This is a genomic window from Bacteroides sp. AF39-11AC (genome assembly GCF_003474285.1).
Lineage (GTDB): Bacteria > Bacteroidota > Bacteroidia > Bacteroidales > Bacteroidaceae > Bacteroides.
The window spans coordinates 420,735-435,366 of record NZ_QROH01000003.1; the positions used below are offsets into that span (position 1 = coordinate 420,735).

Genomic DNA, 14,632 nt, shown 5'->3' on the forward strand with positions numbered 1-14,632 from the left:
TTAGCGATTCGTATTGATATGGTTAACATTCTCTTTCACCGCCTTATACCATGTCGGACCGGCAGTAAAGATACAGGCATCTATCCGTTCTTTTTCCTTTTGTGCCAAACCGGAAGGCATATCAATCGGCTCAAATCCTTCTCTCACCTGTTCATAAGAGACAGTCGAAAAGGAATTCTTATCTGAAAATGCCCACTGATTATCCAGAAATAAGAAACCGGGAAGTACTTCATCCGCCCTTACTATTTTCAATTCAGGAGTTTGCCCTGCAAACAGGTTATGGGCAAAACGAACATTGCGCGGCATCTTTTCTCCACGACCGGAACCTAATTCCAAGGAACTATTCAGAAAAGTATTATAAGCGATATCCACATTCTCTACCCGATGGTATGAAGTTAAGGGTTCTTGCTTCACATCCGTTTCCGCCGCAGGACGTTCGTAGACTCCCACACGTACCAACAATCCGAATGACCTTACATCTTTAATATAATTATCGTAAACCGTATGTCCTTGGTTAATGATACGGATGCCGGCAGTTCCACGCAGATTATGCCCAATAAATGTATTCGACTCTATCACATTGTAATGTCCATGACGACAAACCAATCCACCGGCAGATTCATAAAACAAGTTTCTGCGCAACACATTATGACAAGACTTCACAGAAATAATCTCATTTTCTCCACTACATCTGAAAAAGACATTATCCTCGACAATCGTACGCGATTCCAATTGGGAAGACCAGGAATGTCCGATACGAATAATTTCTGCCCCGTTGCCACCGTAAGGCTGACGTTCACCAAAGAAATTATGATCTATCAAATGATTATTCAAGTGATTATCAGCACTCAGCCACACCTGTAACACCAGTCCGCCTACTCTTTTATTAGCAAAGTAGCAATGGTCTATCCGATTATTGGTTCCCCGTAATCCGACCCAATATTCATCTCCTTCATTCGGTCGTTCACCTTTCTGAGGATCATTGCACTCATCAATCACACAACGAGTCATCCGGCAATAAGAAGCATACACACCTTTTTCTCCTTGAAAATCAATCATATCATGCCCTATAGCCCATGCCTTATAAAAGAGCAAATCCTCCAGTTGCAGATATTCTCCATATATCTTCAGCCTTAACTTACCGGCAATAACAGCCTTCCCGGGATTCTCGGCCCGCCAGACAATCGGTTTACCGGAAACACCCTTACCGGTGAAATGTATTTCTTCCAGATTATGATACGTTCCGTCTTTCAGTACGACGGCATCTCCCGGCTGCAAGTTTCCACTCCCCAGCAACTGCTTCATTGCCTCCACATCTCCCGGTGAGAATGTATACTCTTTGGCACTGGCAAAGAGCGACACCGTTAGGAGCAAAAGAACACAAAGTTTTTTCATCATGTTTTTCCAATTAGAATTAAAAAATCACAGAGCAAATATAGGTGATTAAAACATGAACGAAAATAGATAACCTCCCTCTGGAAGTAGTTTGAGAAGATACTTCAAAAGAATGGTACGTTTTTATAAACCTGGAGTGCAGATATAAAAAAATCGTCCCCTTACATTGTGATTACAACGTAAGGGGACGACCCTTTTCTAAATCAAAATTATTTATTTCTTAGGAGCCGGAGAAGAATATCTTGCGTTCAATCCTTCTACGATTTCTTTCGTAATGTTATAGATGCTGTCAGCGTACAACAGATTGTCGAAACCTGTATTGCTGATAATCATACTGTATCCTTTTGTCTTATTATACTCTTTCAGGAAAGCATTGATAGAATCGCGCAATTGCAGGCTATTCTTTTCATTTTCGCTCATCAACTCTGATTGCAGTTTGTTACTCAAAGTCTGCAAATCCTGTTCCAGTTTAGCAATACGGTTATATTCCTGCTGTGCTCTTTCCGGAGAAAGATATGCATTATTCTGATACTTCGTCTGGAAATCCTGTTTCTGCTTATCCAATTCACGAGCTTTCTGGTTCAACGTCAAACGAACATTCTCACTCTTCTTTACCATACCTTCATTCAGGTCGATGCAGAAATTATATTGTGCCAGAAGCGTGTCTATTTCAACATAAGCAATCTTCATCCCAGTAAGTTCACCTGAAGCTTGGCCTGACGTAGTTGCCGTTTGATTTTCAGCTTTACCTGTACACTGAGAAAATAAAACGATAAGTGCAAGGGCAGCCAAACCGTTTACGAGGTAGTTCAATCTCTTCATAACTTGTAAAAAATATAGTTTTAAAATTATTAATTCATACTATCATTTAAGGCTTTTTCCAGTTCATCAATAGAAAAACGCGGCTTCTTCTGTGCTTCCCTGTCTTGCGATTGGGCACACCCAATACCTCTCTCCCGCATTGCTTTATTACCGCTGACGTGCCCGTTAGGGAACTTTCCGCCTTTCACAAAAAAGACTTTTACACCTAATAATGCAATGCAAATAGCAACTATTAACAAACTTATCAATACTGTATCGAGCATTTCTACTATTTTTGTAATACGAAAACAGACTGCATTTCAGCAAAATGAAAATAAAATTTTCTTTTGCATTCAATTTGCTCTATTTTTGTGGGTGCAAATATAGGGCTTTGTATGGACTAACCCGCTTTTTTTACCATAAAAAAAGAGAAGCGGTTATAAAATAGCCAATTGATTTAACTATATTTAGCAATAAGAGGTTAAATACGAACATTCATAAAGGAATTAATATGGAAAAGAATGAACTGAAACCGGCAGGCGTTTTTCATTATTTCGATGAAATCTGCCAAGTGCCGCGTCCTTCAAAGAAGGAAGAGAAAATGATTGCTTATCTGAAAGCATTCGGTGAGAAACATAAGTTGGAAACGCTGGTGGACGAAGCCGGCAACGTCCTCATCAAAAAGCCCGCTACACCGGGCATGGAGAATCGGAAAAACGTGGTACTGCAATCTCACATCGACATGGTGTGCGAAAAGAACAACGATGTGCAGCATGATTTCCTCACCGACCCGATAGAGACCGTAATTGAAGGTGAATGGATGAAAGCCAAAGGTACAACGCTGGGAGCCGACAACGGTATCGGTGTAGCCACTGAACTGGCTATCCTCGCCGATGACAGCATTCAGCACGGACCTTTGGAATGCCTGTTTACAGTGGACGAGGAAACCGGATTGACCGGTGCTTTTGCCCTGAAAGAAGGTTTCATGAACGGGGATATTTTGCTGAACCTCGACTCGGAAGATGAAGGTGAACTCTTTATCGGCTGTGCAGGAGGAGTAGACTCCGTTGCAGAGTTTACATATAAAGAGGTGGATGTACCTGCCGGATATTTCTGTTGCAAGGTACAAGTGAAAGGTTTAAAAGGCGGGCATTCCGGTGGAGATATCCACATGGGACTTGGCAATGCCAACAAGATACTGAACCGCTTCCTGAGCCAGACTTTCCAGAAGTATGATATGTACCTGTGCGAAATCGATGGTGGTAACCTTCGCAATGCCATTGCTCGCGAAGCGCACGCCATTATCGCTATACCGGAAGACAATAAACATGATCTGCGTGCCGATCTGAATATATTTGCAGCCGAAGTACAGGCAGAGTATGCCGTAGTCGATCCGACGTTGCAACTCGTTTTAGAATCGGAAAACGCTTGTGCGAAAGCTATCGACAAAGATACTACGAAACGTTTGTTGCAAAGCCTCTATGCTTGTCCCCACGGAGTTTATGCCATGAGTCAGGACATCCCCGGACTGGTGGAAACTTCTACCAATCTTGCATCTGTCAAGATGAAGCCGGGCAATGTGATTCGTATCGAAACCAGCCAGCGCAGTTCTACCGCCTCTTCCAAACAAGACATTGCTAATATGGTACGTACCGTATTCGATATGGGTGGAGCCAAAGTTAGTTTTGGTGACGGCTATCCGGGTTGGAAGCCTAATCCACACTCTGAGATACTGGAAATCGCAGTCGAATCTTACAAACGTTTATTCGGTGTAGATGCGAAGGTAAAAGCCATCCATGCCGGATTGGAATGCGGTCTGTTCCTTGATAAGTATCCTTCACTGGATATGATATCCTTTGGTCCGACTTTGCAAGGCGTACATTCTCCCGATGAACGGATGCTGATTCCTACAGTAGATAAATTCTGGAAACACTTGCTGGATATTCTGGCTAATGTTCCCGTAAAGAAGTAACAAAAAAACTCCCGGCAGAATGTTAGTTATCTGCCGGGAGTTTTTTTAAGAACTCATTAGTTATAAAATTCTATGACTATAATATATATTGACCAGAGATATGATTATTAGTGATATATTTTATAAAGTAAGTATTCTATACGAGGACGAAGTCGATTTAAAAGCTCTCCTTTCATTCTACAATGATACTGCAAATAACCCAAGCTGAAAAGGCATACTAATCTTATTTTCTATGCTTATTTTAGAGATGAAGTCTAAAGTATTTCTTCATGAACCACACATAGATGAGACTAAGCACCCAAATAGCGCATAAAAGATACAAATAGCCCCAATTCCGACAGTATATATATCCTATTACTATTACAGCTTGCGTAAACATATAAACCAGTGACACCGCCACATGAGGTATTTTCAATTCATTCGCCATAAGCTGATACATGTGTTTCCGATGTGGCAAACCTATGTTTTCATGAAGCATCAGTCGGTGAACGATAGTCAAAACACTATCCACACCATAAACAGCCAGAAGGATAATCCAGCTGAAATCCTCAGTCTTGAGAATTAACTTTCCTATCAGGAAAAGAAGTATAAAAGCAATACTTACAGAACCTACATCACCGGCAAAACATTTCGCCTTCTTACGAAAGTTGAAGAAACAAAAGACCAAAACAGAACAGAGAACCGTATAGATTAGAGCAGGTTCTACAAACTGCGTTATTTCAGCATTGATATAAGCCAGTGCACCAAGGATAACCAGCGAATAACCACCTGTAATGCCATTGATACCATCCATGAAATTATAAGCGTTAATGATGCCCGTACAAACAATTAACGCTACAATAATCCACCACCAGGGAAGAGTAAACAATCCCCATTGATAAAACATCAAAGCCATAGCAGAAAAATGCAACATCAATCTTAAGCCTTGGGAAACAGAACGAATATCATCCACAAAACTGATAAACGTTATCAAGGTTAAAGCTAATATGAACCATGGATATTCCCAATGGTTAGTCAAGAAATAAGCTAATGCTCCAAAATAGAAGATGATTCCACCACCACGCAAAGTAATCCGGGTATGGGAACTTCTCTCATTAGGCTTATCGATGATATTGCACTTATCAGCTACTTTAAAATAAAAAAGTTCTGCCAGGAATAGCAGAACCAATATAATTACGTAATACATTATCCGTTTTTATTAATCCAATGAAACCATACCTGAAAACAGACAAATAAAAAAGCTGCTATACCTACTACAGCCATTACAATCCAAAAGCATATCCTCATTCTATCTTGAAGTTTTCTAATACATTTGTTGGCTTCCACCCTAATTCACGCATTGCTTTCTCATTACTAAAGGTTAGCGACTTGGTTATTTTATTAAGTTTCAATGAGTTTAATGGCGCTTTCTTACCCAAGCAGTCCCCTATCAAAGCCATACCTTTTGCCAGCCAATAAGGAATTGATAAAGGCAGCGACTTATTCATCTGATTACAAATCAGTGCTTCCAATTCCCTAAATGTAGGTTGATAACTATCACATACATTATAGATACCTCCTTTTCTAGCCAGCAATGGAATCAGATTCGCAATATCTTGTACCATCAGTACACTTTTCCGAGCTCTACCATCTGCAATACTGAAATACCTTCCTCTACGAATCCCTGTTATCATCGCTCCCAAATTGCCCGGAGGATTAGGGCCAGCTATCAAGGAAGGGCGAATTATCCCCAACACAACATTGTGTTTCCGACACCAATTCTGCAAATATCCTTCTGCTAAACGTTTACTCATAGCATAAGGAGTGGTTCCATTTAGTGGATACTCTTCCGTGATATTCACTCCATAATCGCAACCATATACTGCTACTGTGGAAATAAAAATAAAAGCTCTCGGTACTCCGACTTTCTCTAACGCTGTACAAAGGTTTTTCGTTCCTTGTAGATTTACATCGAAAAATGCCTGTCGTTCAGCGTCCGTTTTAGGAATAGAATGTGCTTTTCCAGCGGCATGTAATACAACATCATAACGTTCGTATAACTTCGGAATGTCCTTTGCTATATTTATGGTATAATTATCTTGCGAAGTTAGCCCAACGGTTGTGATATCACATGTTTTCTGTAGAAAGGGACATACGTTGTTACCCAAGAACCCAGAGGCTCCTGTAAATAGAAGTTTCATAAAATAAATAATTACTGTGTACAACAACACTTTTATATTAAAAGCGAGTAAAATAAAAGAATTCTAGACATTTAATACACTATTTCATAATCAATAAACAACATATTCAATGATTATTTTCAATATCAAAATGCCATATACCAGTATCTGTCAAGAATATAATACACTTTTAAACCTATCAAATATTATATTAAAGGTTAAATAATTGTTTATATATTTTTTAGCAGCTTTACCAACTCTCTCTCTTTGTTGCTTATCATCAATCAGGTCAACAATTATATCAGCCATTTCATTATATCCTGATCTGATAAACAACTCTTGTCCGTCAGAAATACATTCCAAACCTTCACTTCCAATTTTAGTTGTAACCACGCAACATCCAATAGACATAGCTTCTAATATCTTATTTTGCACCCCAGCACCAGAATACATAGGCACTACTACTACTGTCGCTTTTCTCAAATAGTCTTTAGGCTCATTAACAAAGCCTGTTACTATAACGTTCCCAGAGGCTAAATCACAAACACTCTTAACAGGACGAGAACCCACAATATAAAATTTAGCATTAGGAATCCTGTTCAATATCAACGGGAAAACAAATTTCACAAATGTCTTTACAGCCACAATATTAGGAGCATAGCACATTGAACCTACAAACACTAAATTAGAATCTTCGTTTTGTACAATAAGTTCTTCATCAAAAGGAACGCTATTACTTATCACAAATATTTCTTTGGAATTTTCAACAATCCCACTCTTTATAAATTTTTTATCAACGCTTGAAATAATAATATGTTTATCAAATGCCATTAGTACACGCTTTTCATAGCAAACTAAACGCTTATATTCTATCTTATTAAGATATTTCCAGAACAAATTAGCATTCTTGATAGCTCCCCAATAATTCATTGAAATAGCATCCACATAGTCTATAATCTTATAACATGGCATATCAATTACATACTGAGCTGTACGAATATTATTACAAAACACCAAATAATATTTATATATATTATTTTTGATAAAACTATTTGCTTTTGACGAGTAAAAATACGAACATTGTAATGGTTTAGAAATAAAAAGTCCCAAAATCCCCCTTGATACCATTCCTAATGCGGATGTCCGAAACGCATACACATTTCTACACAATTTATCTAAATCAGAACGAGAATCTTGTCCTGTATAAGTATAAATTAAATCGATGTCATAAAAAGCGCTCAACATACGCAACATCTGCATAGTACGTATAGCAGCTCCATTTTGAACAGGAAAAGGAGATTTAGAGCTAATGACAAGAATTCTTTTTTTATTCATACACTACAAATTAAATATACTTCACTCAAAAACAATATAATAACTACCATATTCCGGCAAAAATATTCCGTAATGCCCCCCACACTGTAATATCCATTTTATACTTTTGGTACTTAAACACTATATAATAAATAGCATAAAGACTAGCCCAACAACGCCCCATCAACTTACGAGTAAAAATACCTCGATCATAAAAATATTCCCGATTAAATCCATGAAACCATTGTGACTCTCCTTCAATCATTCTACCAATAGACACAGGTACATAATAAAGTTTTAGCCCCCTTTTTAAACAATCATATAAAAACATCACCTCTTCACCTCCAGCTTTTGATACTCCAGATCCTAAAGTTTCATCAAAGCAATTTTTTGTATTCAATACACTTTCTCTGCGAAATGAGATTTGCCAACTTGCTATTTTTAGTGATGACAAATAATTTAGCTTGCGCTCATGCTTCGGATAGTCTTTACCGGCATTATCTATTTGAAATGCGATAATATCCGCATCCTGATGTTCTTTATATGCTTTTAATATTCTTTCTTCATAATCATCAAATAAGATCTCATCATCATCACAAATCAGACATATATCTCCGGTCGCATTTCTTAAAGCCATATTCCGACTTTTCGAGAGCCCTCTTTCCACAGTAGAAATCATCCGAAAGCAATGATTCTCTACCGTATCTTCAATAATATCTTCTCTGTCACCTTGATTTATTACTAAAACATCAGTCGATACATTACTACGATGTATTATTGACAGGTCATCCTGACGCATACAAGATATTAAAACTTCAAGTTTCATATTTATTGGGAGACTTATAATAATTCGAAATATTAATCCATTCCTAGATAAGCAGAGCCATAATGGTCATACACGCGTACTCTTTCTTCAAACGATTGATGCCCAAACAGAAAATTGTCATACTTATCCATTAGTTGACGGTGAGTGGACAATGTCCATAGCAATAAATAACAACATATAGCTGTTTTATAAATAGCTATATTCTTGCTATTGCTATACAAAGAAATTATATAAGAATAAAATATACCATAAGCAAATCCGAACTGCTGACTGAATCGCGTAACCAAGATTGGCAATTCATTAAAAATTAGATAACATAACAGATAAAGCAACATCATATTAGCGAAATACCTACCATATTTAAAGGTTGCACACACCTTATTATAGTTTAATATCAAGACTATGAATGTCATGAGCCGCTCCAATGATCCAATAGATATAGTAGAAAATTGAACAGCACTTTCTTTAGCTAAATAAAAATGAATAGCATGACCAACTTTTCCACCTATCATTCCATCAATAGCCATTGCTATCAATGAAAAGAGTTGTATCTGAGAAAAATAATATATATTACTAAATATAAAAACAATCCATAATGTACGTACAGAAAATCGATGTCTTAGAAAAAAATACAATACAAAAAAAAGCAAAGAGATCGAATGAAAGCAAAAACCTATAAGATTAAAAAGGCTATATTTCCAAAATTTTCTTTCTTCAATATACCGTAAAGCATATAAAAACAAAAGTATAGATTTTACATTTCTATTAAGATTTACCGATTGTACATAAAAGAACACACTTAAAATCAAAAATGTAAATAGATAATTTGAAGAATATTTTTTTATACATAAATGAATAAGAACCAAATCTATAAGCACCGAAAAAGCCTGAAACACAACATAATCATTACAAAGTACCTTAAATAGTGATATATAGAACAAATAACCTTTTTCTGTAAAAACGGAGTTTGAATAACTCACAAATTCATCAAAATCAAGTAAGCAGGGGGTTTCCTGGAACATCGGATAATAATTATACCAATCAGTACAAATATATCCTCGGAATCCAACAAATATAAAATATACTAATAAAACAAAGAAAACTGCATGTGAATAATTGAAGTATTGCTTCCAAGTTTTAGACTCAGAAATTAAATAAGTACATAAGTACATGCAAAAGACAACAATATAAGGCAATGAATACCCAATATTCACTAATGGAGGATAAGAATACATAAGGTTATATCATTTCATGTTTAATTAGCCCTCAGGATCTTCATCCATTGTTTCATCATCTTATCTACTGAGAAACGATTAACTACATCCAAACCACTGACTGCCATCCTCCTCCGCTTTCCATCGTTACTCAATAAATCATGTAGTTTCCTAACAAACTCATCACAATTACCTTCCTTCACTAATAAACCATTCACTCCATCTTGAATAATCTCATGAATAGATTCATAGCTATCAAATGCAATAGGCACTACTCCCATTTGCTGAGCTTCCATCAGTGTTAGTCCCCATCCTTCTGCATCAGATGTCATTATGAAAGCCGAAGCTTTATGGTAAAATTGTACTGTATCATCAACCTGTCCTTCAAAAATAATATTCGGAATATTTTTCTCCCTTACTAATCTACGATAATCAAGAGCATATTCACCATCACCAACAATTCGCAGTATCCACTTCTTTGCTTCATCATAGCGTTGCTGATATAGCCACCAAATCTTAATAGCTAATGAAATTCGTTTTCTATCTTCTGTCAAACGGCTGACAATTAAAACTTCATAATGCTTATTATCAATATTTTCAGGTGTAGAAACAATAGGTAGTGTTATACTATTATTTATAATCCTTATACACTGTTTTCTATCTGTCGAAAAACCAATACTTTTCAAAAAAACAGGAATAAAATAACGCGACAGCAAGATTATAGTGTCTGCATTACGATAAATGTTACGAAATGAATACCAATAATAAAATCTGCGCATTAACACATAAAGTGGAGATATCAAAAACCTCGTAAGAAAAATGAATTTCTTTTGCTTATCATTACCATGTGTAGCAGCATACCAATAATATGAAACGGCAGGTAACAAATCAACAGCTGTTCGATCATGTTGAAAATAAATATAGCGTACGGAATAATACTGATTCAATTTCGTTAAAATGTTACTCAGTGTATATATTTGTTGATTAACAAGAACATTTATTTTGTTATCTGCGACAAAACGTGCCAATTGTTTATACTCATTTCCCCATTCCAAACAAAGTTTGTCTGAAAAGATCGTATGTTCCAATTCATTGGGATAATAATAAGCTGAATAACAATAGAATCCTTCTCTATTCAATAAATCGTTTACAACAACATCAGTCATCCGTTCAATACCACCTTTCTGAGGAGTTACCTCATGATAGGTCAAAAACAAAATATTCAAGCTCATTAATTCTACTTTTTAATACTTACATATAGAAGAAGTAGTCGATCCAAAAAAAAGACAGGAAATGTCTCAAGAACCAGTTTCAGAAATTTCCCCCCTAAAGATTCTGGATTATATTTCTTTTGTATACCCTCAGTATCATCTTTCAACTTTTGCAAATAATCTATCCGCTTTTTTCTACATTCCTGTAAATAGCAAAAAAAAAGTCCTTCTATTCTTATCTGATATACAAAATGAGATATCTGTTTGATATACATTTCATTTGTTACATTAAAAGACTTCAATAATTCATTTAATAGTGCAGATATACATTGATATGCATATTCACTTTCCAAATAATGATGAGTCTTAGAAGAAAGTGAAGAACAACCACCATTATACATGTATTTATAAGAAATACTCTCGGATAAATAAATTTGGGTCACATATTTCAAATAATTAAAAACATAAAGATGATCTTCATGGTAAGATATCTTCGTATCAAACAGTATTCGATACTTTCTAATTATACATAGATTAAAAAGTTTCAAAACCGGAAAACCAGAATGTAATAAACGGAAATGTGCTATGCCATTGCCCAAATCTGTTTTCTCAAGACGTTTATTGGGATATTTTATTTGCCATAAAGTACATCCTTGTATTCCATCAATTCTTTCCATCCCCTGAATAACAATGATATCATCCGGATAATTAAGCACATCACCAAAACAATGAAGATACTCTTTATCTACCCAATCATCAGAATCAATAAAACAAAGCCATCTCCCTCTTGCATTACTAATTCCAAAATTTCTCGTCCGACTAACTCCTTCATTTTCTTTATGAAATACTCGAATACGTGAATCTTTTTCAGCATACTTATCGCATATCAATCCAGAAGTATCCTTGCTACCATCATTTATCAACAATAGTTCAAAATCAGTAAAGGTTTGTGCTAGAATACTATCTATACATCGTTCCAAATATTTCTCTACGTTATATACAGGAACTACAATTGAAATTTGAGGAGTTTTCATTTAAAATCAGTTATAAAACAGATAATTATATGATTAACATATTATTGGATATCATGTCCATTTCCTTATATAGTTAATAGACTTAAGTTTCCAATCATTCAAAATTTTATTTATCCCAGTATAGTCTATAGGTCTTAAGTGTTCCTCTGACACTTCACTACCAGTAGAGATCAAACGGTTTTCCAAGCCCAAAACACTCAATAGGGAGATAAACCTTGAAGCTCCTCTTTCAGAATTCAAAATAGCTACAAATGGTTTATTAAAAATAATAGAGAACACAGTTCCATGGAAGGAATCTGTCACAACAAATTGAGCATCCCGAAATCCTGCCAACCATTTGGACACAGACGGAAAAATACATTCTGACACATTGTTTTCTATTATATTGGAAAAGTATTTCACAGGCCCATTCTCATAAGAAGTTAGATGCAAAGCATTACCTATTTTATTTATTATTTCATTTTTCTCTTGTACTCTATCTAAAATATAAGTAAGAAGCACATCCGCTGAACAAGAACTATCCTCTCCTTCTATCAATTTCAAATAATCATCCTTACTTAAAAGCATTGTCGGATCTAAAACATGAACCGCATCCATCTTAAAATAATCTCGGCAAAGATGTACACCAGACTTTTCCCTAACAGAAACCGCATCAAATAATTTAATAGACTCAGACGCTATTTTCATATCCATTTTTGAATATTCACTCAAATCATCTGTACCAAATGACGCAGCATAAGCTATACGCTTCACATTCATAGCTTTGGTAAAAGATAAAAAATAAGTAGGTATATCACTCATTATAGCCCTCCAAACCTGATCACTCCCTACTACTATTGCATCAAACTGTCTCACTGTATTGATTACATCTTCATTACTTCTTGTAAATAAATCAATTGTATCAACATGGATATTGACAAAACGCTCTGTATTAGCAGCAATGCTTCTTTTAGCCTTACTTTCTTTATCAAACGAAAAGAATAAATAACGGTATGGATAATAACGATAATTCTTTAGTATATAGAATTGAGTTGCATGATATAAAAAACGTAAAACTCTATTCCACAATGGCAGTTTTTGTATAACTCCAAGTCGATCTGTAACAACATCATGTCCCATTCGCTTCAATATTTGCTGTAAAGCGTAAGCTTGAAGCAATCCACCATAATTAGTATGCAAAGGTTGTGTAAGAATTAATATCTTCATAAATATAAAATAAAAGATTCTACCTATCTCCTACAGTTCAAAACAGCAACGCAGCAACTTCTTTCCACATCTCCCCGAACTCCTCTTCCGTAGCATACTCATGAAAAGCACTGAAGATGCGAACATAAAAACTCAGCTTAATATCTTTACCATCCCGAACTCTCGTAATAGGTGCGACGACTGATATGACAGTCCTCACAAAGCTGTTTGATACTTACTCCTAAATTAAGACGGAATTGATTGATATACTCACCTAAATTCTCATGGTCACATGATTCTTCTGTTTCTTCAAGCATGGCTCTCTATAAAATTTAATGTTAAAATTCGATAATTATATTATCAATCGTACCAACATGTTGGTACGATGCTTTTCCCCTTTCTACATAACTTCACCGCAGATTTAAAAACAACAAGCAATGAAAGCACTAAAAACAACCATTTCCATTACAGAACTGCAAAAAACAATCAAGATATGGAGAAGTCGAAAAATAACAGACTCCACTATACCCAAACTGCTTGATCTGTACCTCGGACTGACTGCCTATATGAATGATAAGCACATCTATCCGGTAGAGAACTTCTACGACATCAAGATGTCACTGAGATTTTCCACTACCCAATCACTCATCGAAGCTGTAAAGACGAGTCAGTCTTTCAAATTCATTGTGGACGAGAATCAAAAACAGATTAAAGCCTTTTATTCTCCGCTATGCCACGACGAAAATTCTAAATTAGAGACAAAAGAGGATAACAAAACACCCCAATCATCACTAAATTTACCACAAGCTTTTGCGCAAACTCTTGCGGTGGATAATATATATAATATATATACTAAAGGGAACTCTTCTGACGAAGAGGTTTCGCCTGAAGGCGAAGCAACTTTAGAAGATAAATCTTCGAAGAAAGATATTATTACAGAAGAATCTTTGGCTGCCGCCAAAGAGTTTTTCCATCTCATCAACAGAAATTCAGCTCAGAAAGCGCAGATACTAACACCACTCATCAACTGGTTCCAGATGCATGAAGGACTTACCCGAAAACACGCGTGCGAAAATCTGGTCTATCTGGTCAATGAATTACTGATTCCCTATTTCGCAGGACAGACACGGTTTATGAAGTCGAATCATACCGGACGGCTCTGCTGGTTGAATAATCTGCTGAAGTCGGCACACGGACAGCATTTGCTGAATGATGCAGCACGGGGCAGCAGGCAGAAACGGGAACAAGTTGCCCTGGAAACGAAGAAGAATCAACGCGAAAATCATCCTGTCAATGAGTTTGAATGGACAGACCCGGAGACGGGAATGAGATTCTACGACGACAAGGATGAAGGGGCGGTGAATATTCCTGCTGATGCGGAGGCAAGACCTTTCGGAAATGCGGTTTGGAATGTGCTGAGCAAGGAATGGGTTTTACCTACCACCTCCCCCTGCGGGGACTCCTCCTTCCGGAAGGAGGAGAATTGAGATAGTTCTGCTTATAAAATCTACATAAATCATA

At 36.3% G+C, this 14,632-nt stretch carries 14 protein-coding genes; 2 read left to right on the plus strand and 12 right to left on the minus strand.

Features of this window, described 5'->3' with window-relative positions; translation table 11 throughout:
- From DW036_RS07265 to DW036_RS07275, 3 genes are all read right to left on the minus strand, one after another.
- Complete coding sequence (locus DW036_RS07265) at positions 1 to 1,398, minus strand: polysaccharide lyase 6 family protein (RefSeq protein ID WP_118462486.1); 1,398 nt, start codon at positions 1,396 to 1,398, stop codon at positions 1 to 3.
- Between the two features lie 210 nt (positions 1,399 to 1,608).
- On the minus strand, positions 1,609 to 2,217 hold the full coding sequence (locus DW036_RS07270; protein ID WP_118462488.1) for an OmpH family outer membrane protein: 609 nt from the start codon (positions 2,215 to 2,217) through the stop codon (positions 1,609 to 1,611).
- A gap of 29 nt (positions 2,218 to 2,246) precedes the next feature.
- Entirely contained in the window at positions 2,247 to 2,480 is a 234-nt protein-coding gene (locus tag DW036_RS07275) for a hypothetical protein (RefSeq protein ID WP_007214686.1), read from the minus strand.
- Positions 2,481 to 2,707: 227 nt separating this feature from the next.
- Here DW036_RS07275 and DW036_RS07280 point away from each other — a divergent pair, with 227 nt between their 5' ends.
- Complete coding sequence (locus tag DW036_RS07280) at positions 2,708 to 4,168, plus strand: aminoacyl-histidine dipeptidase (RefSeq protein WP_118462490.1); 1,461 nt, start codon at positions 2,708 to 2,710, stop codon at positions 4,166 to 4,168.
- A gap of 241 nt (positions 4,169 to 4,409) precedes the next feature.
- On the opposite strand, the gene DW036_RS07285 is transcribed toward DW036_RS07280, so the two are convergent.
- The 9 genes from DW036_RS07285 to DW036_RS07325 all read right to left on the minus strand — a co-directional run bounded on the left by DW036_RS07285 (position 4,410) and on the right by DW036_RS07325 (position 13,428).
- Positions 4,410 to 5,354: a glycosyltransferase family 4 protein gene (locus DW036_RS07285; protein WP_118462492.1), complete on the minus strand. Its 945-nt coding sequence runs from the start codon at positions 5,352 to 5,354 to the stop codon at positions 4,410 to 4,412.
- A 97-nt stretch (positions 5,355 to 5,451) separates the two neighbouring features.
- Positions 5,452 to 6,348, minus strand: a complete 897-nt coding sequence (locus tag DW036_RS07290; RefSeq protein ID WP_118462494.1) for an NAD(P)-dependent oxidoreductase — start codon at positions 6,346 to 6,348, stop codon at positions 5,452 to 5,454.
- 150 nt (positions 6,349 to 6,498) lie between these two features.
- The gene (locus DW036_RS07295) at positions 6,499 to 7,662 is read right to left on the minus strand and encodes a glycosyltransferase (RefSeq protein WP_118462496.1); all 1,164 of its coding nucleotides are present in this window, start codon (positions 7,660 to 7,662) and stop codon (positions 6,499 to 6,501) included.
- A gap of 43 nt (positions 7,663 to 7,705) precedes the next feature.
- On the minus strand, positions 7,706 to 8,467 hold the full coding sequence (locus tag DW036_RS07300) for a glycosyltransferase family A protein (RefSeq protein ID WP_118462497.1): 762 nt from the start codon (positions 8,465 to 8,467) through the stop codon (positions 7,706 to 7,708).
- 32 nt (positions 8,468 to 8,499) lie between these two features.
- Positions 8,500 to 9,702 (minus strand): EpsG family protein, encoded by a 1,203-nt coding sequence (locus tag DW036_RS07305; RefSeq protein ID WP_118462499.1) that lies wholly within the window; start codon positions 9,700 to 9,702, stop codon positions 8,500 to 8,502.
- A 20-nt stretch (positions 9,703 to 9,722) separates the two neighbouring features.
- Positions 9,723 to 10,913 (minus strand): glycosyltransferase, encoded by a 1,191-nt coding sequence (locus DW036_RS07310; RefSeq protein ID WP_118462501.1) that lies wholly within the window; start codon positions 10,911 to 10,913, stop codon positions 9,723 to 9,725.
- Between the two features lie 5 nt (positions 10,914 to 10,918).
- On the minus strand, positions 10,919 to 11,926 hold the full coding sequence (locus DW036_RS07315) for a glycosyltransferase (RefSeq protein ID WP_118462503.1): 1,008 nt from the start codon (positions 11,924 to 11,926) through the stop codon (positions 10,919 to 10,921).
- Positions 11,927 to 11,977: 51 nt separating this feature from the next.
- Positions 11,978 to 13,132 carry a polysaccharide pyruvyl transferase family protein gene (locus DW036_RS07320; RefSeq protein WP_118462505.1) on the minus strand — a complete coding sequence of 385 codons (1,155 nt, stop codon included), beginning with the start codon at positions 13,130 to 13,132 and terminating at the stop codon, positions 11,978 to 11,980.
- A gap of 146 nt (positions 13,133 to 13,278) precedes the next feature.
- Positions 13,279 to 13,428 carry a helix-turn-helix transcriptional regulator gene (locus DW036_RS07325; protein ID WP_118462507.1) on the minus strand — a complete coding sequence of 50 codons (150 nt, stop codon included), beginning with the start codon at positions 13,426 to 13,428 and terminating at the stop codon, positions 13,279 to 13,281.
- Between the two features lie 120 nt (positions 13,429 to 13,548).
- On the opposite strand from DW036_RS07325, the gene DW036_RS07330 reads away from it, so the two are divergent.
- A complete protein-coding gene (locus tag DW036_RS07330) occupies positions 13,549 to 14,598 on the plus strand; it encodes a hypothetical protein (RefSeq protein WP_118462509.1) in 1,050 nt (349 codons plus the stop codon).
- Positions 14,599 to 14,632 lie beyond the last annotated feature (34 nt).

What these genes read in the sequence shown, in the direction of transcription:
- DW036_RS07265 (WP_118462486.1), bottom strand. Translation starts at nt 1,398, where the DNA reads ATGATGAAAAAACTTTGTGTTCTTTTGCTCCTAACGGTGTCGCTCTTT.
- DW036_RS07270 (WP_118462488.1), bottom strand. Translation starts at nt 2,217, where the DNA reads ATGAAGAGATTGAACTACCTCGTAAACGGTTTGGCTGCCCTTGCACTT.
- DW036_RS07275 (WP_007214686.1), bottom strand. Translation starts at nt 2,480, where the DNA reads ATGCTCGATACAGTATTGATAAGTTTGTTAATAGTTGCTATTTGCATT.
- DW036_RS07280 (WP_118462490.1), top strand. Translation starts at nt 2,708, where the DNA reads ATGGAAAAGAATGAACTGAAACCGGCAGGCGTTTTTCATTATTTCGAT.
- DW036_RS07285 (WP_118462492.1), bottom strand. Translation starts at nt 5,354, where the DNA reads ATGTATTACGTAATTATATTGGTTCTGCTATTCCTGGCAGAACTTTTT.
- DW036_RS07290 (WP_118462494.1), bottom strand. Translation starts at nt 6,348, where the DNA reads ATGAAACTTCTATTTACAGGAGCCTCTGGGTTCTTGGGTAACAACGTA.
- DW036_RS07295 (WP_118462496.1), bottom strand. Translation starts at nt 7,662, where the DNA reads ATGAATAAAAAAAGAATTCTTGTCATTAGCTCTAAATCTCCTTTTCCT.
- DW036_RS07300 (WP_118462497.1), bottom strand. Translation starts at nt 8,467, where the DNA reads ATGAAACTTGAAGTTTTAATATCTTGTATGCGTCAGGATGACCTGTCA.
- DW036_RS07305 (WP_118462499.1), bottom strand. Translation starts at nt 9,702, where the DNA reads ATGTATTCTTATCCTCCATTAGTGAATATTGGGTATTCATTGCCTTAT.
- DW036_RS07310 (WP_118462501.1), bottom strand. Translation starts at nt 10,913, where the DNA reads ATGAGCTTGAATATTTTGTTTTTGACCTATCATGAGGTAACTCCTCAG.
- DW036_RS07315 (WP_118462503.1), bottom strand. Translation starts at nt 11,926, where the DNA reads ATGAAAACTCCTCAAATTTCAATTGTAGTTCCTGTATATAACGTAGAG.
- DW036_RS07320 (WP_118462505.1), bottom strand. Translation starts at nt 13,132, where the DNA reads ATGAAGATATTAATTCTTACACAACCTTTGCATACTAATTATGGTGGA.
- DW036_RS07325 (WP_118462507.1), bottom strand. Translation starts at nt 13,428, where the DNA reads ATGCTTGAAGAAACAGAAGAATCATGTGACCATGAGAATTTAGGTGAG.
- DW036_RS07330 (WP_118462509.1), top strand. Translation starts at nt 13,549, where the DNA reads ATGAAAGCACTAAAAACAACCATTTCCATTACAGAACTGCAAAAAACA.